This is a genomic window from Rhizobium sp. YS-1r, from assembly GCF_000757525.1.
GTDB classification, from domain to species: Bacteria; Pseudomonadota; Alphaproteobacteria; order Rhizobiales; family Rhizobiaceae; genus Neorhizobium; species Neorhizobium petrolearium.
Genome location: NZ_JPYQ01000006.1, coordinates 838,063 through 860,926, shown reverse-complemented (window position 1 = coordinate 860,926; position 22,864 = coordinate 838,063). Strand labels below are relative to the sequence as shown.

The 22,864-nt window shown below is 61.7% G+C and carries 23 protein-coding genes; 17 read left to right on the top strand and 6 right to left on the bottom strand.

Annotated features, from left to right (window positions below; genetic code table 11):
- Positions 1-17: 17 nt before the first annotated feature.
- Positions 18-1,427: a circularly permuted type 2 ATP-grasp protein gene (locus JL39_RS08595; RefSeq protein ID WP_037148260.1), complete on the bottom strand. Its 1,410-nt coding sequence runs from the start codon at positions 1,425-1,427 to the stop codon at positions 18-20.
- A 334-nt stretch (positions 1,428-1,761) separates the two neighbouring features.
- Between JL39_RS08595 and JL39_RS08590 the strand changes: the two genes are divergently transcribed.
- Entirely contained in the window at positions 1,762-2,670 is a 909-nt protein-coding gene (locus tag JL39_RS08590; RefSeq protein ID WP_037148750.1) for a DMT family transporter, read from the top strand.
- Here the strand turns inward: JL39_RS08590 and JL39_RS08585 are convergent.
- On the bottom strand, positions 2,667-3,155 hold the full coding sequence (locus JL39_RS08585) for an Lrp/AsnC family transcriptional regulator (RefSeq protein WP_052182738.1): 489 nt from the start codon (positions 3,153-3,155) through the stop codon (positions 2,667-2,669). The two genes, JL39_RS08590 and JL39_RS08585, sit on opposite strands and share 4 nt — an antisense overlap.
- Positions 3,156-3,190: 35 nt before the next feature.
- On the opposite strand from JL39_RS08585, the gene JL39_RS08580 reads away from it, so the two are divergent.
- The 3 genes from JL39_RS08580 (at position 3,191) to JL39_RS08570 (ending at position 5,731) form a co-directional block, all read left to right on the top strand.
- A complete protein-coding gene (locus JL39_RS08580; protein ID WP_244446847.1) occupies positions 3,191-4,222 on the top strand; it encodes a DMT family transporter in 1,032 nt (343 codons plus the stop codon).
- 120 nt (positions 4,223-4,342) lie between these two features.
- Positions 4,343-4,924 carry an amino acid transporter gene (locus tag JL39_RS08575; RefSeq protein WP_244446846.1) on the top strand — a complete coding sequence of 194 codons (582 nt, stop codon included), beginning with the start codon at positions 4,343-4,345 and terminating at the stop codon, positions 4,922-4,924.
- A gap of 63 nt (positions 4,925-4,987) precedes the next feature.
- Positions 4,988-5,731 carry an SDR family oxidoreductase gene (locus JL39_RS08570; protein ID WP_037148258.1) on the top strand — a complete coding sequence of 248 codons (744 nt, stop codon included), beginning with the start codon at positions 4,988-4,990 and terminating at the stop codon, positions 5,729-5,731.
- 42 nt (positions 5,732-5,773) lie between these two features.
- On the opposite strand, the gene JL39_RS08565 is transcribed toward JL39_RS08570, so the two are convergent.
- The 3 genes from JL39_RS08565 to JL39_RS08555 all read right to left on the bottom strand — a co-directional run bounded on the left by JL39_RS08565 (position 5,774) and on the right by JL39_RS08555 (position 10,091).
- The gene (locus JL39_RS08565; RefSeq protein ID WP_037148256.1) at positions 5,774-7,567 is read right to left on the bottom strand and encodes a DEAD/DEAH box helicase; all 1,794 of its coding nucleotides are present in this window, start codon (positions 7,565-7,567) and stop codon (positions 5,774-5,776) included.
- 382 nt (positions 7,568-7,949) lie between these two features.
- Positions 7,950-8,300, bottom strand: coding sequence for a hypothetical protein (locus JL39_RS08560; protein ID WP_037148254.1), 351 nt, complete (start codon positions 8,298-8,300; stop codon positions 7,950-7,952).
- 204 nt (positions 8,301-8,504) lie between these two features.
- Positions 8,505-10,091, bottom strand: a complete 1,587-nt coding sequence (locus JL39_RS08555; protein ID WP_037148252.1) for a trimethylamine methyltransferase family protein — start codon at positions 10,089-10,091, stop codon at positions 8,505-8,507.
- Positions 10,092-10,342: 251 nt separating this feature from the next.
- Between JL39_RS08555 and JL39_RS08550 the strand changes: the two genes are divergently transcribed.
- A complete protein-coding gene (locus tag JL39_RS08550) occupies positions 10,343-14,065 on the top strand; it encodes a response regulator (protein ID WP_037148250.1) in 3,723 nt (1,240 codons plus the stop codon).
- A gap of 93 nt (positions 14,066-14,158) precedes the next feature.
- Here JL39_RS08550 and mnmD read toward each other — a convergent pair whose 3' ends face one another.
- A complete protein-coding gene (gene mnmD, locus JL39_RS08545) occupies positions 14,159-14,899 on the bottom strand; it encodes a tRNA (5-methylaminomethyl-2-thiouridine)(34)-methyltransferase MnmD (protein ID WP_052182737.1) in 741 nt (246 codons plus the stop codon).
- Between mnmD and JL39_RS08540 the strand changes: the two genes are divergently transcribed.
- The 12 genes from JL39_RS08540 to JL39_RS08485 all read left to right on the top strand — a co-directional run bounded on the left by JL39_RS08540 (position 14,898) and on the right by JL39_RS08485 (position 22,864).
- A complete protein-coding gene (locus JL39_RS08540; protein ID WP_037148247.1) occupies positions 14,898-16,106 on the top strand; it encodes an FAD-binding oxidoreductase in 1,209 nt (402 codons plus the stop codon). The two genes, mnmD and JL39_RS08540, sit on opposite strands and share 2 nt — an antisense overlap.
- A 123-nt stretch (positions 16,107-16,229) precedes the next feature.
- Positions 16,230-16,937, top strand: coding sequence for a DUF1045 domain-containing protein (locus JL39_RS08535; protein ID WP_037148245.1), 708 nt, complete (start codon positions 16,230-16,232; stop codon positions 16,935-16,937).
- Between the two features lie 47 nt (positions 16,938-16,984).
- On the top strand, positions 16,985-17,842 hold the full coding sequence (locus tag JL39_RS08530; protein WP_037148243.1) for an AraC family transcriptional regulator: 858 nt from the start codon (positions 16,985-16,987) through the stop codon (positions 17,840-17,842).
- Positions 17,843-17,948: 106 nt separating this feature from the next.
- The gene (locus JL39_RS08525; RefSeq protein WP_052182777.1) at positions 17,949-18,617 is read left to right on the top strand and encodes an AzlC family ABC transporter permease; all 669 of its coding nucleotides are present in this window, start codon (positions 17,949-17,951) and stop codon (positions 18,615-18,617) included.
- Positions 18,614-18,916: an AzlD domain-containing protein gene (locus tag JL39_RS08520; RefSeq protein ID WP_037148242.1), complete on the top strand. Its 303-nt coding sequence runs from the start codon at positions 18,614-18,616 to the stop codon at positions 18,914-18,916. Before JL39_RS08525 ends, JL39_RS08520 begins: the two co-directional genes overlap by 4 nt.
- A 72-nt stretch (positions 18,917-18,988) precedes the next feature.
- Positions 18,989-19,915 carry an allantoinase PuuE gene (gene puuE, locus JL39_RS08515; protein WP_037148730.1) on the top strand — a complete coding sequence of 309 codons (927 nt, stop codon included), beginning with the start codon at positions 18,989-18,991 and terminating at the stop codon, positions 19,913-19,915.
- Positions 19,912-20,409, top strand: a complete 498-nt coding sequence (gene uraD, locus JL39_RS08510; protein WP_037148240.1) for a 2-oxo-4-hydroxy-4-carboxy-5-ureidoimidazoline decarboxylase — start codon at positions 19,912-19,914, stop codon at positions 20,407-20,409. Before puuE ends, uraD begins: the two co-directional genes overlap by 4 nt.
- Positions 20,410-21,432 carry an allantoicase gene (gene alc, locus JL39_RS08505; protein WP_037148238.1) on the top strand — a complete coding sequence of 341 codons (1,023 nt, stop codon included), beginning with the start codon at positions 20,410-20,412 and terminating at the stop codon, positions 21,430-21,432.
- Between the two features lie 57 nt (positions 21,433-21,489).
- Positions 21,490-21,780: a nucleotidyltransferase family protein gene (locus JL39_RS08500; protein ID WP_037148236.1), complete on the top strand. Its 291-nt coding sequence runs from the start codon at positions 21,490-21,492 to the stop codon at positions 21,778-21,780.
- A gap of 56 nt (positions 21,781-21,836) precedes the next feature.
- Positions 21,837-22,139 carry a HepT-like ribonuclease domain-containing protein gene (locus JL39_RS08495; RefSeq protein WP_161784745.1) on the top strand — a complete coding sequence of 101 codons (303 nt, stop codon included), beginning with the start codon at positions 21,837-21,839 and terminating at the stop codon, positions 22,137-22,139.
- 72 nt (positions 22,140-22,211) lie between these two features.
- Complete coding sequence (locus JL39_RS08490) at positions 22,212-22,505, top strand: nucleotidyltransferase family protein (protein ID WP_037148231.1); 294 nt, start codon at positions 22,212-22,214, stop codon at positions 22,503-22,505.
- Positions 22,502-22,864: a HepT-like ribonuclease domain-containing protein gene (locus JL39_RS08485; RefSeq protein ID WP_037148229.1), complete on the top strand. Its 363-nt coding sequence runs from the start codon at positions 22,502-22,504 to the stop codon at positions 22,862-22,864. The genes JL39_RS08490 and JL39_RS08485 overlap by 4 nt, the downstream gene beginning before the upstream one ends.

The following is a 22,864-nucleotide window of genomic DNA, read 5'->3' as shown; positions in this document are numbered from 1 at the left end:
TGATTACGACCTCGACCTCAATCTTCCAGAACCCAGGTGTCCTTGGTGCCGCCGCCCTGGCTGGAATTGACCACCAGCGACCCCTGTTTCAGCGCCACGCGGGTCAGGCCGCCCGGAATGATCTGCACCTTGTCGGAGACGAGCACATAGGGACGCAGGTCGACGTGGCGCGGCGCGATGCCCTTGTTGACGAAGATCGGCACGGTCGAGAGCGCCAGCGTCGGCTGAGCGATGTAGTTGTTCGGCTTGGCCGCGAGCTTTTCCGCAAATTCAGCGCGTTCCTTCTTCGTCGCTGTCGGGCCGACCAGCATGCCGTAGCCGCCGGAACCGTGCACTTCCTTGATGACCAGCTCCTCGATGTGCTCCAGCACGTATTTGAGGCTTGCCGGCTCCGAACAGCGCCAGGTCGGCACGTTTTCCAGCATCGCCTTGCGGCCGGTATAGAACTCGACGATCTCCGGCATATAGGAGTAGATCGCCTTGTCGTCGGAAATGCCGGTGCCGGGGGCGTTGGCGATGGTGATGTTGCCGGCCCGGTAGACGTCCATGATTCCGGGAACGCCGAGTGCAGATTCCGGCCGGAAGGTGAGAGGATCGAGAAAATCGTCGTCGACGCGGCGGTAGAGCACGTCGATCGCCTCGTAGCCGCGGGTCGTGCGCATCTTCACGCGGCCATCGATGACGCGCAGGTCGCCGCCTTCCACCAGTTCGACGCCCATCTGGTCGGCGAGGAAGGAATGTTCGTAATAGGCGGAATTGTAAATGCCGGGGGTGAGTACCGCGACGCGCGGCTTCCCCTTGCAGCCGGGCGGGGCGAGCGAAGCGAGCGACTGGCGCAGAAGCCGCGGATAGTCCTCGACGCGCTGCACCTTGTTCAGCGTGAAGAGTTCCGGGAACATCTGCATCATGGTTTCCCGGTTTTCCAGCATGTAGCTGACGCCGGACGGGGTGCGGGCGTTGTCCTCCAGCACGTAGAACTGGTCCTCGCCGGTGCGGACGATATCGGTGCCGACGATATGGGTATAGACGCCGCCCGGCGGCTTGAAACCGATCATCTGCGGCAGGAAAGCGCTGTTCTTTTCGATCAACTGGCGGGGGATGCGGCCCGCCTTGATGATCTCCTGCTTGTGATAGATGTCGTCGAGGAAGGCGTTGAGGGCGAGAACCCGCTGTTCGATGCCCTGGGCGAGCTTGCGCCATTCTCGGGCGGAAATGATGCGGGGGATGATGTCGAAGGGGATGAGCTTTTCGGAACTGTCGGCGTGTCCATAGACCGCGAAGGTGATGCCCGTCTTTCTGAATATGTTTTCCGCATCCTGGGTTTTGCGAATCAGGTGGGCGGCATCCTGGTTGGTATACCACTCGTGATAGGTCTTGTATGGCAGTCGCGGATGGCTTTCCGCGGTTAACATTTCATCAAATGCCAAAGGCGCGTTCCCCGATTTTTTCACCATAAGAGTACAATGCAGATAGCAATGCAAGAACCATGCACAGTTGCCGGCGCGTATTCCGAAGCGTCAGAAAATCGTCGTCTCGAAACACCCTTCCTGCCTAAAGGTAGTATTCGCGGTGCTGGACAAGGCTACGGCTACCGGAAGGTGTCTTCCGTCCCTCTGCCTGCAAAAGCGCCAACTGCCCAACTGCTGTTCAAGTACCGTTCAAGCGCCATTCAATGCAGCCATCAGTTTTTCTGTTTTGACCATCAAACCGACTGTGCCTAGACAAGCGCGACCTGCCTTTTGTCAAAACCTGCCGGAATCAATCATGCTCGATCGAATGGCTCCGGCCCTTTTTGTCTTCCTCTGGTCCACGGGCTGGATCGTCGCGAAATACGCGGCGGCGCATGCCGATCCCATCACCTTTCTTGCCGTGCGGCATACGCTCGCGGCGATCGCCTTCTTGGCCGTGTGTTTCGTCATGGGGGCGAAATGGCCGAAGAGTCGCGGTCAGTTCGGCCATGCGATCCTGTCCGGCGTCTTCCTGCACGGTTTTTATCTGGTCGGCGTCTGGTATGCGATCGGGCAGGGGGTGCCTGCGGGCCTGTCCGGCATCATTGCCGGTCTTCAGCCGCTGCTGACGGCGATGGTTGCGCCGTTTTTTATTGGCGAACGGCTGCAGCCGGCCCAGAAACTGGGCCTGGTGCTCGGTTTCGCCGGCATCCTGATCGCGATTTCGTCGCAACTTCTCGACGTCTTTGATCGCGGCCTTGCAGGCCTTGCCCTTCCGGTACTGATCAACCTTGTGGCGATGACCTCGGTCACCTACGGCACGCTTTACCAGAAGCGGCACCTGCAGGAGGGCGACCTTTTTTCGATCGCGACGCTGCAGTTCGTCGGCGCGCTGATCGTTACCGTGCCGTTTGCGCTCGTGCTTGAAGACCTCCGCTTCGACTGGACGCATCAGGCGGTACTGGCCATGGCCTGGTCAGTCTTCGGCATTTCCATGGGCGCGGTCGGGCTCCTCCTCTATCTCATCCGACGCGGACAGGTGTCACGGGCAGCCTCACTCATCTATCTGATGCCGCCTGTCGTGGCGGTTGAGGCGGCGATCCTGTTCGGCGAGCCGCTGACGCTCCCGATGATCGTCGGCACGGTGATCGTCGTGGCAGGCGTCTACTTGGTGAACCGCAAGGCCCAGGGGATGCGCCAGGCGGTGCGGATGTCGCGCTAGGGCCCGTGGAGAGGCGGCAGCCGACGGGTGTGCGAGGACGATTTGATGACGCATGTGCTGGTGACGGCGTGCTCGCAGAAGGTCTTGACCACCTCATCCATCTCCTCGACCGAACGGGCGACCAGGCGTGCGAGAAACGGGTCGTCGCCGGTAATCCTGTCGTATTCGATGACCTGCGGCGTCTCTTGAATGAGCTTTTCGACGAGATGCAGCTTGCCGGGGAACGGCCTGATGCGGACCAGTGCCCGGATCTCGTAGCCAAGCGCACGGGTATCCACGTCGAGGCTGAAGCCGCGGATGACGCCTGCCGTCTCCAGCCGGCGGACCCGTTCGGAGACGGCCGGAGCCGACATGCCGATCAGCCGGCCGAGGTCCGCCATGCTCAGCCGGGCATCCGCGTCGAGCGCTTCCAGAATTGTCGCGTCGACCTTGTCGATCTGGTGACTTTCGAATCGAAGGCGAGGGGGCGTTTTCGGTTTTGACATGCAGCGAAGATAGGCTGGAACGCCTTCGAAAATCCATGGAATTCGCGATGGCGCCCGGCCACTATTCGATAAAGAAAACATTGCTGCTGAACAGGATGGATGGCATGCCGATCGGCATTCTCGCGGCCCTTGCGACATGTGCGTTGTGGGGGCTTACTTTCGTCGCGCCGCGTGCGGTCGACCCCTTCACCCCGTGGGATCTGGCGGTGGCGCGCTATGGGCTTTTCGGTGTCGCATCGTTTGTCCTCATGGCGAACCGGCGCTTCCGGCCGGTCGCCTTTTCGGCCGGTCGGATTGCGGTCGGACTGGGCCTGGGCTGTCTCGGTTATGTCGGTTATTTCCTCGCCGTCGCCTATGCGGTGCGCTTGGCCGGGGCCGCCGTTCCGCCGCTCGTCATCGGGACCATGCCCGTGCTTTTGGCGCTGATCGCCAACTGGCGCGATGACACCGTTCGCTGGCGGTCGCTTGCCCTGCCGTTCTCGCTGATCGTCGCCGGCGTCCTGGTGGTGAACCTCGATGCCCTTTCGACCGTCGTGCCGCAGGGCCGCGGAATGGTGCTGCTCGGAGCGCTCTCTGCGGTGGCGGCGCTGGCGATCTGGATCGTCTACGGCCTCGCCAACGGCATCGTCATGCGTGCCTGCGACGCGCCGGACGCGTTGCGGTGGACGGGCGTGCAGGGACTTGGTGCTGCACTCGGAAGCCTCGTCATTCTGCCATTCACGAATTTCGGAGAGATTTCCGCCTCCCCGTCGGAGATTTCCCGTTTCGCCGGCTGGGCGCTGCTGACCGGGCTTGCGGGATCGTGGTTCGCGACCTGGTGCTGGGTGGTCGCCTCGCGGAGATTGCCGATTGCGCTGGCGGCGCAGCTCATTGTCGCCGAAACCGTTTTCGGGCTGGCCTACGGCTTCATGTTCGAAGCCAGATGGCCGTCGGGCGCCGAATGGGTTGGCGCGGCCCTTCAGATTTTCGGCGTGGCTGCTGCGATCCGGGCGTTCACGCTGCCGTGCGCCCCGGATGCGCGGTGGCTTCCGAAGGACCGAAAGGCGAAAACGGAAGCGGCCGGATAGGGTAATTCCGCCAAGGGCCGTAAGACAGATGGAGACCGGATTCATGTCACTATATTCGCCGCCCGATCACGGTGATGGTCCGCCTGGCATCCGCGCGAGCTCGCGGAGCGTCTGGTAGGCATGGAACAGCCCTGGTGCGTTGTCGGCGGGTGGGCGCTCAACCTCTGGCACGGGCATCAGACCCGTTCACACGCAGATCTGGAATTCACCATCCTGCGCCACGACGTCCCTGCGTTTCGCGAGCGGCTGGAAGGAATGCGCTTCTATTCGGTCGGTAATGGCAATGTCGACTATCTGCCGGCGGAGCAACAGCCGCCGGAGGCGATCGCGCAGATCTGGTGCGAGGATGTGGAGACGAGGCACTGGCGCGTCGACATGATGATCGAACCTGGAACGGAGGACAGATGGGTCTACAAGCGCGACCCGAGCATCTCCTTGCGCCGAGCCGAAATCGTCACGAGAACGACCGAAGGCGTTCCATATCTGAAGCTGGCGGCGATCCTGCTGTTCAAGGCCAAATACCGGCGCGCGAAGGATGAAATCGACTTCGACAATGCGCTCACGAAGTTGACCGACCCGGAACGGGGCTGGCTGAAAGCTTGCCTCGAGACACTCCATCCCGGCCACGCCTGGACGGCGAGATTGCAGGCTGGACCGCCCGGTCTGCCTGTCGCTCTCGGCCGGAAACTTCCTCACGCATGAAACGGGTGTCGGTAACCGTTTTGCGGAACTAACCAGCATCGGCGATCCAACAGGAGCCACGTCATGCTGAACAGCAAAATTGCTATCGTCACCGGCGCATCGAGCGGCATCGGTCGCGCCACCGCTCTTCTATTCGCCGCGGAAGGAGCCGCCGTCGTCGCCAATGCGCGCGGGCCGGAGGAGTTGCAGAAGCTGGTTGCGGAGATCGCGGATGCCGGCGGCCGCGCGATTGCAGTTGCGGGCGATGTCACAGAGGAGGAAACCCATCGAAAGCTGCTCGACACCGCGCTTGATCGGTTCGGTGGTCTGGACATTGCCTTCAACAATGCCGGGACGGTCGGACCCTATAAGCCGCTGGCAGAGGTGACGCCAGACGAATGGCAACGCACCCTCACGACAAACCTGACCAGTGCCTTTTGGGGCGCGCGATGGCAGATCCCCGCCATGCTCGAGCGCGGCGGCGGATCGATCATCTTCACCTCCACCTTCGTCGGCACGACTGTCGGTATTCCCGGCATGGCGGCCTATGCGGCCTCCAAGGCCGGTCTGATGGGGTTGGTGAAAGGCATTACCGCCGATTATGCGGCGCGGGGCATCCGGGCGAATGCCCTTTTGCCGGGCGGGGTCGATACGCCCATGGCGGGCGACGCGGCTCAGAAGGAATGGGCTGCGGGGCTGCACGCCTTGAAACGCATCGCCCAGCCGGAGGAGATCGCCCGTGCAGCACTGTTCCTAGCCGGTCCGATGGCAAGCTTCGTCGCGGGCTCGGCCCTTTTCGCAGACGGCGGAAACGCTGCGGTGAAATGATAAAAAAGAGGCCGCGCGGGCGGCCTCTTGGCTTATTCTCGGTTATGCCGGGCGGCGCTTGCGGCCCTGCTGACCGCCGGAGCGGTTGTCGTTGCCGAACCGGACTGGACCGCGATTTTCGCCATGCTCCTGAGCCGTTTGACCATGCGACGGACGGCCGTGGCCGTTGCGGGCATTGCGCTCACGACCGGGCTCATGGGCGCCGTGCGCTGCATGGCCGTTCTGACCACCATTGCCTTTGCGGTGCTCCTTTCGGGCCGGCCGGTTTTCTGCTCCGTTCTGCGAACCGAACTGCTTCTTGGACGGACGGAAATCCGAGGTCGAAGCCAGATCGTTGTCGGCTTCAAAGCGGGGTGCTTCTTCACCACGACGCTGGCCGCGGAAATCCTCGTTGCGGCGGTTGTCGCGATCAGGGCGTCCGCCGAAGGGACGATCGCCCTGACGACGATCACCATGGGGCCGGTCACCATGCGCACGCTGCGGACGCTCGCCGCGGAACGGACGGTCCTGACGTTCGCCGCGTTCTTCCGATTGGGTGCCCGCTTCCGCACCTTCCGACGCGAAGAACGGCTTTCGGGCCGGACGTTCGCGACGCTCCGGACGACCGTCGCCAATGCTCCGGCCACGGCCCTGGCCGTTGCCGCCGCGGCCGCGATTGCCGCCGCGATTGTTGTTACCGCCGCGCGAAGGACGGCTCATGCCCTGCGGGCGCTCACCCGAAGCGGTGGCGATCTCGATGCCCATCAGGCGCTCGATGTCGCGCAGCAGGCCGGCTTCGTCCGGTGCACAGAAGGCGATCGCGATTCCGTCGCGGCCGGCGCGAGCGGTGCGGCCGATACGATGGACGTAAGCGTCCGGCACTTCCGGCAGGTCATAGTTGAAGACGTGCGTTACGCCCGGAATATCGATGCCGCGGGCGGCAACGTCGGTCGCGACGAGAACGCGGATATCGCCTTCGCGGAAGGCTTTCAAGGCGCGTTCGCGCTGGCCCTGGCTCTTGTTGCCGTGGATCGAGGCGACTTCGAACTCGAGGTGCTCGAGGTATTTGGCGAGCTTTTCAGCGCCGTGCTTGGTGCGCAGGAAGACCATGGCGCGGCCATCGGGGTTTTCCTCGAGCGAGGTCTTGAGAAGCTCGGTCTTGTCGTTCTTGCCGGTGACGAAATGGACATACTGCTCGACCTTGTCGGCAGCCTTGCCCGGAGGCGTCACTTCCACTTTGATCGGATCGGTCAGATAGTCGCTGGCAAGGTCGGCGATCGCCTTCGGCATGGTGGCCGAAAAGAGCAGCGTCTGGCGCTTGGCCGGCACCATCTTGGAGATCTTGCGCAGGTCGTGGATGAACCCGAGGTCGAGCATCTGGTCGGCCTCGTCGAGGACAAGATGCGTCACCTGACCGAGCGAGATGGCACGGCGGCTGATGAGGTCCAGCAGGCGGCCCGGGGTTGCGACGAGGATGTCGGTCCCACGTTCGAGCTGGAGCTGCTGTTTATTGATGGAAGCGCCGCCGACAACGGTGTTGACCTTGAGCGGCGTCTTCCTGATGAAATTCTTCAGGTTGACGGCGATCTGATTGACCAGTTCGCGAGTCGGAGCGAGAACAAGCGTGCGGGTGGTGCGGTTGTCGGGACGCTTGGCTTCCTTCAGCAGCATTTCGATGATGGGGAGACCGAAGGCTGCGGTCTTGCCGGTGCCGGTCTGGGCAAGGCCGATCATGTCGCGGCCTTTCAGAAGTTCGGGGATCGCCTGCGCCTGGATCGGCGTCGGCGTTTCGTAACCAAGCTGGGAGAGAGTGGCTACGATCTGCTTGGTGAGACCAAGCTCATGAAAATTCGTCAAGTCGAATACCTTTTCGGGGCGCCAAAAGATATCGTCCGGGTCAGCACCATGCTGTCCGGCTTGCCTTTGGCGTCAAGAACCCCGCGTGAAGTGGGAACTTGTAAGTTGGAAATTGCTTTCCAGCGCTTAAACCCTCGAGGGTCGAGGGCGATCTATCTGTGCGCCTTGTTCCTTCTTCGCGGTTCTATTGACGCGGGGCCAGCTCACGCGGCGGCCGGAAGGTGAAAGCTAGGGCGCATTTGGTAGGTTTCAGGGCAAATGTCAAGTAAATGTTTCGCAACTGCGAAAACAGAATTCATCGAAGGTTGGGCGCGTCAACAACAAAAGACCCGCCTCCGGACTGTGGCGGAGGCGGGTCACTCTGACAGCATGATCGGCTGGTTCAGTAGCGCGGGCAGACGCGGGCGCGATAAGCATCGCCCCATTCGTTCTCGACCCATTCGTAATGGCAGCGCGGTACATACTCCGTACGATAATAGGTGCGATGGTAGACCGGCGGGGGCGGAGGCGGGGCGTATTCGTATTCAGGCTCGACGTAGACGGGCCGCTGGGATCCTGAGACGATCGCGCCGCCGATGATGCCGCCCGCAAGTCCGGCTGCGACGCCGGCCCAGACGTCGCCACGATGATGATGGCGGTCGCGAGCTTGCGCGGCTGGGGCGGTTGCCGTCAGTGCGCCTGCGACAGTTAGAGCGATTAGGCCCGCGGAAACGCTTTTATGCAGTACGGACATGGTCTTGTTCCTTTCCCTTTATTCTTTAAGGGCACGAAGAAAAGGGTCGCGTGCAAAGGCGGCGGATTGATGAAGAACATCATGAAGTTGTCTGAACGGCTGTTCAGACTGACACCGCTCTCGGTTGAGTCTTCGAAAGATGAAACAATCGCCGGGATGGATTTTGTCCAAAAAATGGCAAAATGCCGACTAAAACAGGGCGGATCAGAAATCCGTCGGCACGCCGCCCTCTGCCTTGCGCCTCGCCACGAACGAATCGAGCTCTTCCTCTATCGCCGGGTCGAGCGGGGGCTGATCGTAGGCGGTAAGTGCCTGCTTGAAGACGCGGTTGGCGTGGTCGTAGGTGGTCGGGCGCCCGGCCTCGGTCCAGGTCTCGAAGTTACGCCAATCGGAGAGGATCGGCGAGTAGAAGGCGTTCTCGTAACGCGCCAGCGTATGTGCGGTGCCGAAATAATGACCGCCTGGGCCGACGTCGCGTACGGCCTCCAGCGCCAGCGCATTCGCGCTGACATCAAGGGGCGAAAGAAATTCCGCCACCATCTGCAACATGTCCACGTCGAGGACGAATTTCTCGAAGGAAGCCGTCAGTCCGCCTTCGGTCCAGCCCGCGGCGTGCAGTACGAAATTGCCGCCGCCCTGCGTCAGGGCCCATAGCGACATCATCGATTCATAAGCCGCCTGTGCGTCGAGCGTGTTGGCTGCATTGGTGTTGGAGGTGCGGTAAGGCACGCCATATTTTCTCGCCAGCTGCCCACCGGCGATCACCGCCTTCATATATTCCGGAGTGCCGAAGGCCGGTGCCCCCGTCTTCATGTCGACATTCGAGGTAAAGCCGCCATACATGACCGGTGCACCTTTCCTCACCATCTGGGTGAAAGCGATGCCGCAGAGTGCCTCGGCGTTCTGCTGGACGAGGGCGCCTGCGATCGTTACCGGTGCCATGGCCCCGGCGAGCGTGAAAGGCGTCATGATGACGACCTGGTTGCGGGACGACATCTCGATGATCCCCTGCAGCATCGGCCCGTCAAGACGAAGCGGGGAGGACGAGTTGATAACGGTAAAGAGCGAAGGTTCGCGTTCCATTTGCTCCACGGAAATCCCGCGGCCGATCCGGGCGATCTCCAGCGCGTCGAGATTGCGTTGTTTCCCGAGCGAATAGCAGTGGAATACCTTGTCGGTGAACTTCACCAGATCGGAGAGACAGTCGAGATGGCGCACCGAGGCGTGGATATCGACCGGCTCGACCGGATAGCCGCCGGTCGTGTGGATCACGTCGTAATGCTGGGCGAGCTTGACGAGCTTGCGGAAGTCTTCCCGGTTGCCGACGCGGCGGCCACCGTCGCGGTCGGCTACGAATGGCGCGCTGGCGACCTGGGCGAAGACGAGGTTGCTGCCGCCGATTTCGACATTCCTTGCCGGGTTGCGGGCGAACATCGTGAAGGAAGAGGGAGCCGACGCGATCATCTCCAGGATCAGCCCGCGATCGAAGCGCACGCGTTGCTCGCCCGGCGTCACGTCCGCGCCAGCTGTCTTCATCCTTTCCCGCGCCTCGGGCAGGATGATGTCCATGCCCACCTCTTCCAGCACGGTGAGCGATGCTTGGTGGATATCCTCCAGCGCCTCCGGCGGCAGGATCTCGGTGCGTGCGAGAGTGTTGGCAAGCTTTGCGTATCGGCTATCGGGTGATCGGGCTCGCTGCCGTTCAGCCCTGCGGCGTCCTGGGCGGCGATGGCGTGCAGCATCTTCTGGTTGTTTTTGGGGGGCGGCCGAGGGTGTCGTAATCTCGCTCATGATCGTTCCATCTGCGTCATGTCTTGCGAAATCTGTCAGACTTCCGCCGTCTTCACCCCTGCCATTTGCGACTATTGGCCGCCTCTCGTGGGATAGCGTCGGGTAGGTTTCTGCCGGAATGACTGAAATAGCGGAAATTGTGAACCTTTGCCTTTCGTCAACAATACGTTGTTAACGCTCGCCATGGTGTTATCAATCGATGGGGAAAACGAATCGAACGGTGTCAGGCCGGCACGACGGAGTGGGGGAAGGTGGAGACGGAAAGCGAACTCTTGAAAACGGCGTGCGAGCGGATCAACGATCTCGCCGACCCCGCCTTCATCAAGGACAGCGCCCTCGCTTACGTAGCGGTGAATGCGGCCTATGCGCGCCTCTTTGGTCTGGATCCGAGCGAATTCGCCGGCACGGTGAGCCGCAGTCTCTCCGGCACGGCGGAAGACGCCGACCGCAGGGAAAAGGAATGCCGGGCGATCGTCTTCGGCACAGACGAGACGGCGCTCTGCTTCGACCGTTCCGGCGCGGTGCGCCATGAAATCCACATCGAGCGTTTTCTGACGGAAAACGATCATACCTATCTGTTCGGCACGTTCGCTTCGGTTTCGGACCCAGGATCGGCCTTCGAGCGCCAGCACGATGCCGTGCCCTTTAACGGAAGGGACGTAGAGCCGATCTCATTCTTCAACAACGCGCTTCTCGACGACGCCCTCGACATGCTTGAGATGGGCATCGGCATCTACGACAAGAACGATGCTCTCCTTTACTGCAATTCCCAGCTCATCGATTATCTGTCGTCCATTTCGGTGGACATCAAGCCCGGTATCACGCTCAGGGAAGTCCTCGGTTATGCCTATGACCGGCGGCAACGCCTGTCTCCCCAGAGCCTGGGCGCCAACCCGCCGGACAAGGCGGCTTGGATTGCCGAACGGATGAAGCCCTTTGAGCTTCCCTATTCGGAAAGCGTCGACCAGCTTTCCGACGGGCGATGGGTCCGAAGCATCAACAAGCGGCTGGAAAACGGCCTTCTGATCGCTATCCGCCACGATGTGACGGAGTTCAAGGAGCAGGAAATGCTCCTGCGCACGCAGGTTTCGGAGACGGGCCTGTTCCGGGCCGTGCTCGAGGATCTGCCGGTGCCGGTCTTCGTTCGCAACAGCGACCGCCGGCTCACCTATGCGAACGCCGCTTACGAGACGATGCTGGGCAGCCCGCGAGAACATTTCCTCGGCAAGACCGAGACGGAGATGTTCCCGGACGCGGCCGATCGCTTCCGTCTTGAAAACGACCGGGTCATGCAAGGCGAGGACATCGACAAGTCGGAGGACGTCAGGTTCCCCGATGGCTCCACGATCCCCGTCATCACCCGCCTGCGCCGTATCACCACCCAGGACGGTGCGCATCATCTCGTCGGCTCCCGCACGGATGTTTCCCTCATCAAGGAGGCGCAGAAAAAGGCGGAGAAGCTCGGCCGGGACCTGCAGACGATCCTGCATGCCATACCGGTCGGTATCGCGATTCTCGATGACAAGTTCCTGTTCGAATATGCCAACCCGGCCTTCTATTCTTTCTGGGACGCCGGAGAACAGGTAGACCTGCCGGGGCGCTCCTATCGTGAGTTCCTCAAGATCAATTTCGACCACGGCATTTATGCCGGTTCGACTCAAAGTTTCGACGAGATCTACGAAGAGCGCGTCGCTGCGCTAAGGGAAAATCACGAGGGGCCGCCGATCGAGGTAAAGAGCCGCAACAGCCGTACCCTCGTCATCTCGCACACACGGCTCTCCGGCGGCAAGACGCTGCTCACCTATATGGACATCACCGCCATCCGCAGGCGCGAGCAGGAGATCCACGAGGCTCGCGCCGCGCTCGAGCAGCACGGCGCGCTGATGCGTGATGCGACAAGCGCTATGTCGCAGGGGTTGCTCATCCTTCACGACGGCGAAATCATCTTCTCCAACGATGCTCTGCCCCACATGCTCGATATGCCGGCCGATATGGCCGTGCCGGGAAGGCAGTGGCGCGAGATCTTCCGCTATTGCGTCAAGCGCGGCGATCTCGGCTCACCGGAGGACGCGGCGGAAACGCTGAGGTCGTGGGATGAAAATGTTTCGGCCGGCCGGCCGGTTCACGCTTCCTTCCGGATTGACGGCCGCAAGTGGATTCAGGTGGAGGCGAATATCACCGGCAGTGATCATTGGCTGGCGATCTTCACCGACGTCACCGAGATGAAGGAACGTGAAGAGGACCTGACGCGGCTCCTGCAGCGGGCCGAAGCGGCCGATCGGGCGAAGTCCGAATTCCTCGCCAATATGAGCCACGAAATCCGCACCCCCATGAACGGCGTGCTCGGCATGGCGGAGCTGCTCGCCAAGTCCAATCTCGACACCCGTCAGAAGACTTTTATCGACATCATCGTCAAGTCCGGCAATGCGCTGCTCACCATCATCAACGATATTCTGGACTTCTCGAAGATCGACGCCGGACAGATGAAGCTGAGGAAAGCTCCGTTCGATCCGGTCGAGGCGATCGAGGATGTGGCAACGCTGCTCTCGTCGTCCGCCGCCGAGAAGGATATCGAGCTCATCGTCCGCGGCGATGTTTCCGTCCGCGAGACGGTTCTGGGCGATGCTGGCCGCTTCCGCCAGATCATCACCAATCTCGTCGGCAATGCGGTGAAGTTCACCGAAAAGGGCCATGTCTTCATCGACCTCGTGTCGAAACCGATCGGGCCGGGCGAGATGATGCTCTCCGTCCGCATCGAGGATACCGGCCTCGGTATTCCCGGCGAGAAGCTGAAGTCGGTCTTCGAGAAGTTTTCTCAGGTGGATTCGTCCTCCACTCGCCGCCACGAAGGCACCGGCCTCGGGCTTGCCATCACGGCCGGCCTGACGGAGCTGTTCGGCGGTCATATCGAGGTAGAGAGCGAACTCGGTCGCGGATCGGTCTTTACGGTGCATCTGCCGTTCCAGGTGGTCAGCGAACGTAACGTCCAGACATCGCTGCCGATCAACACGAGCGGCGCGCGCGTTCTCGTGGTCGACGACAATCCCGTCAACCGCCGCATCCTGACGGAACAGCTCAGCATGTGGGGCTTCGACACGGTTGCCACCGAGAGCGGAGCCGAGGGCCTGGCGATCATCCGGGAAGCCGCCCGGATCGGCTTTGTCCTGGATGTCATCGTGCTCGATTATCACATGCCGGAGATGAACGGCCTCGATTTCGCGCGGCATATGCGACGCGATCCGCGTTTCGACGGCACCGGCGTCATCTTCCTGACTTCGATGGACATGGCTGGCGACGACAGCATGTTCGCCGCCCTCAACATCCAGGCCCATCTGATGAAGCCGGCCCGCGCCAACCTCCTGCGCAGCACGATCATCGACGTGGTCCGCTCGATCCGCACCAAACGGCGGGCATTGGAGAATCTGCCGGTCTCCGCCCGGCCGAGGCCAGCCGCAGCCGTTGCGGCGGTCATGCAGACCTTACCGGCCGCTAGCGATCCCGCTTCGGTATCGGCATCCTCTTCGAAACCGGTGTTTGCCGAGGAGCCGGTTTCCACCTCGCCGGTGCACCCGGCCGCGACCCTCGACGTGCTGGTCGCCGAGGACAACGAGGTCAACCAGATCGTCTTCACACAGATCCTGCAGACGACCGGCTGGCTTTTCCAGATCGTCAAGAACGGAGCGGAAGCGGTGAACGCCTGGAAGGAGCATGATCCGGCGGTGATCCTCATGGACGTGTCCATGCCGGTCATGAACGGCCATCAGGCGACCCGGAAGATCCGTGAAATGGAACAGGAAACCGGCACCCATACTCCGATCATCGGGGTTACGGCGCATGCGCTCGAAAGCGACCGGGAACTCTGCCTGCAGGCGGGCATGGACGACTATCTTTCCAAGCCGATCAGCCCGGAAGCGCTGGAAGCCAAGATCCGCAACTGGCTTGGCGGAGCGGTAGTGACGTCGGTTTCGAACTGACGGATGCTCCGGAGCGTAGGGCAGCAAGCGGCACTTGTACGACCGGCCGCATAGGTGCTCCACCGCCGCCCGAGTTTGTAACCAGCTTCTCTGTTACCTCTTCCCGCACAGCATTTCGCGTTTTCCCGCAAAGCCCGGACGGCGTTCAACCGAAAAACCGGCTGCCTGAAGGTTGCGCCGTACGAAGCCTGCCGCGGCATAGGTGCCGAAAGTGCCGCCAGGCGCGGTCTTCTCATAGAGCGCCTGCATCAGTTCGGGTGACCACATGTCCGGATTGCGCGATGGCGCGAAACCGTCGAGGAACCAGGCATTGAAGCCGGGTTCGGCTCCGGTGACGCCTGCGAGTGCCGGGCCGCAGCTCACCGTCAGTCGCGTTTGACCAGCCATCTGGAGATCGACCTGGCCGGTCGGAGCGTCCGGCCAGGCGGCGGCGAGCGCCTGGCGCTCCGCATCGATCTCCGGCCAGCGGGAAAGCGCCCGATCGATCTCCTCGCGTTTCATCGGATAGAGCTCGAAGGACATGAAATGCAGTCGCGCGGCCGGGCCACGGAAGAGCTTCCATTGCCGCCAGGTCTCGCAGAAGTTCAAGCCGGTGCCGAAACCGAGCTCTCCGATCCGAAAGTCCCTTATTGGTGACCTTTCTTGCGACCAGCGCTCCGGCAGGCCGTTGCCGGCCAGGAAGACGTGACCGCATTCCAGCCTGCCGTCGGTGCGGCAATAAAAGTGATCGCCAAACTCCTTCGAATACGGCATATCGCCGTCGTGCCAGTCCAACGTCTGAGAGTCCGGCGTCTGGCCGGCGGTAACAAGCATTTCGGGATCACGGTTGCTCATGGGACATGCGGATAATCCTGCCGGCTCAAGGGGTCAATCAAGTTTTGACGGTCAATCTCGCGATATTCCTCCACGCGCCGAACTTGTCATTCTCGGCGGTGGCATCATGGGCCTCTGGGCTGCCGTAAAGGCCGAACGGCTGGGTATCGAGACCGTGCTTGTCGATGCCGGCCGGTTGGGGCAGGGGGCGAGCGGCGGGCTGCTCGGTGCGCTGATGCCGCATATGCCGGATAAGTGGAACGACAAGAAACAGTACCAGTTCGACGCGCTGCTCTCCCTCGAAGACGAGATCGTCCGGATCGAGGCGGCGACCGGCATCCCCTGCGGCTATCGCCGTTGCGGCCGGCTGATCCCGCTGCCGAAACCGCATTTGCGGACGATCGCCCTTCGCCACTCGCAGGATGCAGAAGCCGCATGGCGTCATGGCGACCGCCGTTTCCACTGGCACGTCATCGACCGTCCACTGCAGGAAGGCTGGCCGGATGCCTCCTTCGCCGGGGCCGGCCTCGTCCACGACACGTTTGCGGCGCGCGTTTCGCCGCGCGGCCTGACCTCTGCGCTTGCTACCTTCCTGTATTCCGCAAGACATGTCCGGATTGTCGAGGGCGTCGGCGCGGAGATGATCGAGCCCGCGATGAGCAAAATTGTCTTCACCGGCGGCGAAAGCATCACCTTCGGCCATTGCATTGTTGCCGCTGGCCATCGGTCCTTCCCGCTCATCGAACCGATCTCGCCGCCGCTGCCACGTCCGATCGGCCAGCCGGTCAAGGGGCAGGCGGCGCTGCTTGCGGCCGATATCGACCCTGCGCTGCCGGTCATTTTCCTGAACGGCCTCTATGTCGTCGCCCACGAAGGCGGCCATGTTGCGGTGGGCAGCACCAGCGAAGAGACGTTCGAGGACGCCTTTGCGACCGATGCGCTGCTCGACGATCTTATCGTCCGCGCCCGGGCGCTCGTACCGGCCTTGAAGGATGCGCCCGTGATTGAGCGCTGGGCGGGGCTGCGCCCCAAGGCGATCGATCGCGATCCGATGGTCGGGCCGCACCCCGACCATCCGAACGTGATTGCTCTCACAGGTGGTTTCAAGGTGAGCTTCGGGCTCGCTCATGGATTGGCGGAAGCGGCGCTCGACGCGGCGAGTTCCCGCGAAATGCGGCTTCCTGCGTCATTTACGCTCACCAGTCATCTCGAAATGGCTTCGCGTTAAACGCGAACTTTTCGTCGTCCTCGTCGTTAATCTGTCACGCAAATCACTTAACCCCTCCGCAGGGATTGTTGAGCAATGCGTAAAACAGCAGGGTTTGGGGAAGGAAGCACGAGAAGGTGACGCATGCGCTATGCCATTCATTTCACGCCCCCGGCTCATGATCCGCTGACGCTGGCCGCGGCACAGTGGCTCGGCCGCAACGCCTTCTCCGGCGAGGCCATGGAGCCGCCGGCGATCCGCGGTATCGGCATCCACGACATCGCCTTCAACACGGCGCTGCCACGCCGCTACGGTTTCCATGCGACGCTGAAAGCGCCGTTCCGGCTCGCTCCTGACATCACCGAACCGATGCTGCTGCGGCACCTGATGCGTTTTGCCGGCGCGCACAACCCGTTCGAACTCCCCGGGCTGGAAGTGGTGCGTCTCGGGAATTTCTTCGCCCTGGCGCCGGTGATCCCGTCCGAGGCTATGCGCTTCCTCGCCGCGTCCGTGGTACAGGAATTCGACGTCTTTCGCGCACCGCTTTCCGAAGCCGAGCTGGAGCGCAGCGATCCCGGCGATCTCTCCGCGCCGCAATTCGCCAACCTCCACCGTTGGGGCTACCCCTACGTCATGGACGAGTTCCGCTTTCATATGACGCTCACCGGTCCGCTTTCAGCTGCCGACCTGCCGCGTTTCGAACGGGCGCTGCGCGACTATTTCGATCCCTACCTGAAGAGGCTGGTCGAGGTCGTCAATCTTGCACTTTTCATCGAGGAAGAGCCGGGTGCCCCTTTCCTGGTGCATTCGCTGCATCCGATGGGCCGGGTGAGTGCGCGCAAGATCGCCTGATCACTTTTGTTCAAGAAGCGGGCGGGCGGATCTGTTATATTTCTCCGATGGAGAATATCTCGCAGCAACAGGCCGCCGATTACATGCCGCTGGCGAAAGCGGAGACAACCCGCTTCTGGCGGGATAACCGTTTTGGCGGCATGGAATGCCTGAGCGCGACGTTCCTGACCCATGAATTCGCCCCGCATGCGCATGATACTTTCAGCATAGGCGCGATCGAGAAAGGCACGCAGATCGCCACCATCGGCGGCACGCGCGAAGCCTCGGGGCCTGGCGACCTCTATCTCATCAATCCCGGCGAGATCCATGACGGCGCACCGAAGGACGGTGGCTATCGCTACCGGATGATCTATCCGGACATGTCGCTTTTCCGTGAAATCCTGGAAGACGTTACGGGAAAACCCTTCAATGGCACGCCCGCCTTCGGCAAGCAGATCCTGCATGATCAGGCGCTGGCAGACGCTTTCCATGAAGCACATCGCACACTGGAGGAGGGGGCCGGCGCGCTGGAGACGAGCCAGCCCATGTTCATCGTGCTGGATGCCATGTTCCGTCGGCACGGCAGCTCGATCATCGTCCCGACCGATACATCCGAACGGTCCGCCGTACACCAGGCCCGCGACTATCTGGTGGAACACTATGCGACCGATATCGGCCTCGAAGAGCTTGCCGCCGTCGCAGGCCTCAGCCGCGCGCACCTGATCCGGGCCTTCCGCAAGGAGTTCCATATCACCCCGCATTCCTTTTTGACTGACATCCGCATCCGCGAGGCGCGCAAGCGCTTGCAGGAAGGCGGGCAGCCAGCCGAGATCGCGCTCGAATGCGGTTTCGCCGACCAGGCCCATTTCACCCGGCATTTCAAGGCACGCACGGGTTTGACTCCGGGGCAATATCGCGCTCGTTGATCACTTTCGTTCAAGACGGCTCTTTGCCACGGTTCTATCACCTTCGCTCCCATCGGAGGTTTTGGACGTGAATGAGAATGCCAGGCTTCAGCAGTTCTTCGGCGGCATGCGGGCGATATCGCCGCTGATCGCCGCGGTGATCCCGATCGGCCTCGTCTTCGGCGCGGTGGCGGCCACCAAGGACCTGACGCCCGCCGAAGCGGGCCTCATGAGTGCGCTGGTCTTCGCCGGCGGTTCGCAATTCGTGGCGATGGACATCTGGACGCATCCGGCCTCCTGGGCGGGCGTCGGGTTCGCGGCACTGCTCGTCAATATCCGCCATGTGCTGATGAGCGCTTCGCTCGGCACCAAGATGGGAAATTTCGGCCCGCGCGTACGTTATCTCGCGATGCTGTTCCTCGCGGACGAAATCTGGGCCATGGCGGAATTCCGGGCCGGTGCCGCGAGACTGACGCCTTGCTGGTTCGCCGGCCTTGTCGCGCCTTTCTATCTCGCCTGGATTTTCTCCGGTATTGCCGGTGCGGCGCTCGGGGCTTTCCTCGGCGATCCGGTGACGCTCGGGCTCGACTTCGCGTTCCCGGCGGTCTTCATCGTGCTGATCATGGGCTTCTGGAAAGGACCGGAGACAGGTGCTGTCCTCATCGCCAGCGGTGCCGCCGCCGTCTTGACCCAGCATTTCGTCCCCGGCGTGTGGTACATCGCGGCGGGTGCGGTTGCGGGCTTGCTTGCCGCTATCGTCAGCGGGAGCCGCCGTGGCGTGGAGGCAATGCCATGACTGTCGATTTCGCGACCCTTCTCGCTATCCTGGCTATGGCTGCGGCGACCATTCTGACCCGCGTCAGCGGCCTTCTCCTGATCCGTCATGTCTCGCTCGGAGGCAATGCCAGAAAGGCGATCGAATCGATTCCGCCCGCCGTGCTGATGGCGGTGGTCGCGCCGACCGCTTTCGCCACGGGAATTGCCGAAACAATCGCCTGTGCCGTGACTGCTTTTGCGGCATTGCGCCTGCCGATGCTCGTTTCCGTGGCACTCGGTGTCGCCTCGGTCGCAATCCTCCGGGCGGTCGGCATCTGATCGACGTTTCGGTCTCGACATCCGCGGAAAGGGTGCGCTACCGTCCGGCATCACATGTCCGGGGTGAATTCGATGCAGGTAAAAGACTATCCGCGCGACCTCGTCGGCTATGGCCGCAATATTCCCGATCCGAAATGGCCGGGCGGCGCCAATATCGCCGTCCAGTTCGTGATCAATTACGAAGAAGGCGGCGAAAGCTCGATCCTCGACGGCGATCCCGCATCGGAATCGCTGCTGTCGGAGATCGTCGGCGCCGTGCCCTGGCCCGGCCAGCGCAACCTCAACATGGAGTCGATCTACGAATACGGCTCGCGCGCCGGCTTCTGGCGGCTGTGGCGCCTGTTCACCGAACTCAAGGTGCAGGCGACCGTCTATGGTGTGACGCTCGCCATGGCCCGCAACCCGGAAGCGGTCGCCGCCATGAAGGACGCGGGCTGGGAGATCGCCAGCCATGGTTACCGCTGGCTCGAATACAAGGATTTTCCAGAGGACGCCGAGCGGCAGCACATCTTGGAAGCGGTGCGGCTGCATACCGAGCTCACCGGCGAACGTCCCTACGGCATGTATCAGGGCAAGCCGTCCGCCAATACGCTGCGGCTCGTCATGGAGGAGGGCGGCTTCCTCTATTCCTCCGACAGCTATGCGGACGATCTGCCCTATTGGGTGCCGGGGCTGGACGGCAAGCCATTCCTCATCATCCCCTACACGCTCGATACCAACGACATGCGCTTTGCGACGCCGCAGGGCTTCAATGCCGGCGACCAGTTCTTCAACTACCTGAAGGATGCCTTCGACGTGCTTTATCGGGAGGGCAGTGAAGGCAGCCCGAAGATGATGAATATCGGCCTGCACTGCCGCCTCGTCGGCCGGCCGGGCCGCGTGGCAGCACTTCGCCGCTTCATGGAATACGTGCTTTCCCATGACAAGGTCTGGATACCGCAGCGCATCGAGATTGCCAGACACTGGCATGAGCACCACAAGCCGGCAGGTGCCCTGTGAGCGCGCGTGCCGATTTTATTGCCAAGTTCGGCGGTGTCTTCGAACATTCGCCTTTCATCGCCGAGCGCGCCTATGATGCAGGCTTGATCCTGGTGCCATTGACCGCCAAGGGCATCCACGATGCGTTTGTCTCGATCTTTCGCAAGGCGAGCCATGAGGAGCGGCTCGGCGTATTGCGTGCTCATCCAGATCTTGCCGGAAAGCTTGCCATCGCCGGCGACCTGACCGAAGACAGCAGACAGGAACAGGCGGGCGCCGGGCTCGATCGCCTGACCGCTGCCGAACACGCCCGCTTCACCGAACTCAACAATGCCTATACGGAAAAGTTCGGCTTTCCCTTCATCATCGCCGTAAAGGGTCTGGACAGGCACGACATCTTTGCCGCCTTCGAAAAACGCATCCACAACAGCGCCGAGGAGGAGTTCGCGACCGCCACGGCTCAGGTCGAGCGAATTGCGCTTCTGCGCCTGCAATCCATGTTTCCGGAGAAATGAATGACCGAGACGACCGACAACAGCCTGCCATCCTTCGCGATCGGCGCGATCAACCTCGCCTCCGCGCGTCTCGGCGCCAAGGGTCTCTACACGACCGATGAATTCTTCGCGCCGCTGGAGCGCATGCTTCAGGACGCGCCGGCAAGTTTCGATCCGGACCTTTACGACGATAACGGCAAGTACATGGACGGCTGGGAAAGCCGCCGTAAACGCGTGCCTGGCCACGACTTCGCGATCGTGAGACTTGCAATGCCCGGCCGCATCTACGGCTTCGACGTCGACACCAGCTATTTCACCGGCAACTATCCGCCGCATTGCTCGATCGAGGCTGCTTTCGTCGAGGATGGCGACCCGACCGATGCGACGGTCTGGACGGAAATCCTGGCAAAGTCGCCGCTCGGGCCGAGCGCGCATCATTTCTTCGAGAATGCCGGCAAGGAGAAGATCTGGACGCATTTGCGTCTGCATATCTATCCCGATGGCGGGATCGCGCGCCTGCGCGTCTACGGTTCGGCGCATTTCGATTGGGCCAAGGTCGGCACGACGCAAGAGATCGACCTGGCCTACATATTCCATGGCGCGAAATCGCTCGCCTGGTCGGATGCCCATTACGGCCATCCGGACAAGATGCTGGGGCCGGGGCGTGGCGACAATATGGGCGACGGCTGGGAGACCAAGCGGCGCCGCGGGCCGGGCCATGACTGGGCCGTGATCCGCCTCGGCCATCCGGGCGTCGTCAAACGCATCATAGTCGACACGCATTTCTTCAAGGGCAATTTTCCGGATACGTGCGAACTGCTTGGCGCCTACCTGCCGGAGCTTGGCGACGTGCTTTCCGAGGTGGAGATTGCCGCATCGGAGAGCTGGAAGCCGATCCTGCCGCGGCAGAAGCTGCAGATGGACCATGTCCACGAATATGGCGCGGGTGTCGTCGCCGATATCGGCCCGGTTACCCATGTGCGTTACGCCATGCACCCGGATGGCGGGACGATGCGGCTCAGGCTCTACGGCACGAAGGCGTGAGTTCTTTCCTCGATATCTTCCGTAGCCTATATTGGCGGCATCAGGAGTGATGCCGTCATGAGACCGTCGGAAGTGCTGGAGAAGAACCGGGAAATCATCAGGGAGATCGTTGCCCGCCGGCAGGTCTCCAACCCGCGGGTCTATGGTTCCGCGCTGCGCGGGGAGGATCGGCCTGATAGTGATCTGGATATTCTGGTTGACCCTTCGCCAACGACCTCACTCTTCACGCTTGGTGGACTCCAAGGAGATCTGGAGGAAGCACTCGGTGTCACGGTTGATGTGAAGGTGCCAGGAGATTTTCCGCCGAAAGTGCGCGAGCGTATTATCGCGGAAGCCGCCGCGATATGAGTGTTGAGCGCCTCGAAGCCTATCTCGATCGAATGGTTGTCACGGGAAGCAAGGCCGTGCGCTATGTCGCGGGCATGGAGCGGGACGCATTCGTCCGTGATGAAATCAAACAGGACGCCGTCATCGCGAATATCATGGCGATCGGCGAATGCGCGACCAAAATCATGGAGCGTTTTCCGGACTTTGTTGTCGAGCATCCGGAGATCCCTTGGAGGGATATCCGGAACATGTGCAATCGGATTGCTCATCAGTATTTTGACCTTGATGTCGATACCGTCTGGATGACTGTAGATCGGATGATTCCCGAGCTTCTCTCCCAGCTCGATTCCCTCCGCAACTGGCGGGCGCAAGGTGAATGACCCGAGTTCGGAGACCTGCTTTTCTCTCCTTCGTGCCTTGCCTATATTGACTGCATCGTAAGAGATATCGTCATGAGACCGTCGGAAGTGCTGGAAAAGAACCGCGAGGCGATCCGCGAAGCGACGAAGCGCTTCAACGCGGCAAACCCGCGCGTCTTCGGTTCGGTGGCGCGGGGAGAGGATCGACCGGATAGCGACCTCGATATCCTCGTGGACGCGCTTCCGGGAACGACATTGTTTACGCTCGGAGGTTTGCAGGATGCTCTCGAGCAGATGATGCTTGGAACCTCGATTCATCTTTTGACTCCAGAAGATTTTCCCGAAAAGATCAGGCGCGAGGTTCTCTCGGAAGCAAAACCCATATGAATTCGGATCGTATTCGTTATCTGCTTGATCGCATAGAGCGGGCAGCTTCCGAGGCCAAGACGATGATCGAGACCGTCGACAAGGCGGCTTTCCTCGACGACATCGTTGTGCAGCGCGCGGTTGGAATGAGCCTGCTGATGGCGTCGGAAGCTGCAGCCCAACTCATTAAGCTCAGCCCGGAATTCGTCGCGGAGCACCCGGACATCCCCTGGAACGCGATACGCGGTATGCGGAACCGCATCGCGCATGAATATTTCGATATCAATCTCGAGAGGGTTTGGGATACGGTCAAGACCGATGTCCCAGACCTGTTGAGCCGACTTTACCTGCTTCGCAACTGGCGGGCGCAAGGTGAATGA

What these genes read in the sequence shown, in the direction of transcription:
- alc (WP_037148238.1), top strand. Translation starts at nt 20,410, where the DNA reads ATGACCGAGACGACCGACAACAGCCTGCCATCCTTCGCGATCGGCGCG.
- JL39_RS08570 (WP_037148258.1), top strand. Translation starts at nt 4,988, where the DNA reads ATGCTGAACAGCAAAATTGCTATCGTCACCGGCGCATCGAGCGGCATC.
- JL39_RS08535 (WP_037148245.1), top strand. Translation starts at nt 16,230, where the DNA reads ATGCGCTATGCCATTCATTTCACGCCCCCGGCTCATGATCCGCTGACG.
- JL39_RS08530 (WP_037148243.1), top strand. Translation starts at nt 16,985, where the DNA reads ATGGAGAATATCTCGCAGCAACAGGCCGCCGATTACATGCCGCTGGCG.
- mnmD (WP_052182737.1), bottom strand. Translation starts at nt 14,899, where the DNA reads ATGAGCAACCGTGATCCCGAAATGCTTGTTACCGCCGGCCAGACGCCG.
- JL39_RS08575 (WP_244446846.1), top strand. Translation starts at nt 4,343, where the DNA reads ATGGAACAGCCCTGGTGCGTTGTCGGCGGGTGGGCGCTCAACCTCTGG.
- JL39_RS08525 (WP_052182777.1), top strand. Translation starts at nt 17,949, where the DNA reads ATGCGGGCGATATCGCCGCTGATCGCCGCGGTGATCCCGATCGGCCTC.
- JL39_RS08520 (WP_037148242.1), top strand. Translation starts at nt 18,614, where the DNA reads ATGACTGTCGATTTCGCGACCCTTCTCGCTATCCTGGCTATGGCTGCG.
- JL39_RS08485 (WP_037148229.1), top strand. Translation starts at nt 22,502, where the DNA reads ATGAATTCGGATCGTATTCGTTATCTGCTTGATCGCATAGAGCGGGCA.
- puuE (WP_037148730.1), top strand. Translation starts at nt 18,989, where the DNA reads ATGCAGGTAAAAGACTATCCGCGCGACCTCGTCGGCTATGGCCGCAAT.
- JL39_RS08490 (WP_037148231.1), top strand. Translation starts at nt 22,212, where the DNA reads ATGAGACCGTCGGAAGTGCTGGAAAAGAACCGCGAGGCGATCCGCGAA.
- JL39_RS08555 (WP_037148252.1), bottom strand. Translation starts at nt 10,091, where the DNA reads ATGAGCGAGATTACGACACCCTCGGCCGCCCCCCAAAAACAACCAGAA.
- JL39_RS08500 (WP_037148236.1), top strand. Translation starts at nt 21,490, where the DNA reads ATGAGACCGTCGGAAGTGCTGGAGAAGAACCGGGAAATCATCAGGGAG.
- JL39_RS08580 (WP_244446847.1), top strand. Translation starts at nt 3,191, where the DNA reads ATGGAATTCGCGATGGCGCCCGGCCACTATTCGATAAAGAAAACATTG.
- JL39_RS08560 (WP_037148254.1), bottom strand. Translation starts at nt 8,300, where the DNA reads ATGTCCGTACTGCATAAAAGCGTTTCCGCGGGCCTAATCGCTCTAACT.
- JL39_RS08540 (WP_037148247.1), top strand. Translation starts at nt 14,898, where the DNA reads ATGGGACATGCGGATAATCCTGCCGGCTCAAGGGGTCAATCAAGTTTT.
- JL39_RS08585 (WP_052182738.1), bottom strand. Translation starts at nt 3,155, where the DNA reads ATGTCAAAACCGAAAACGCCCCCTCGCCTTCGATTCGAAAGTCACCAG.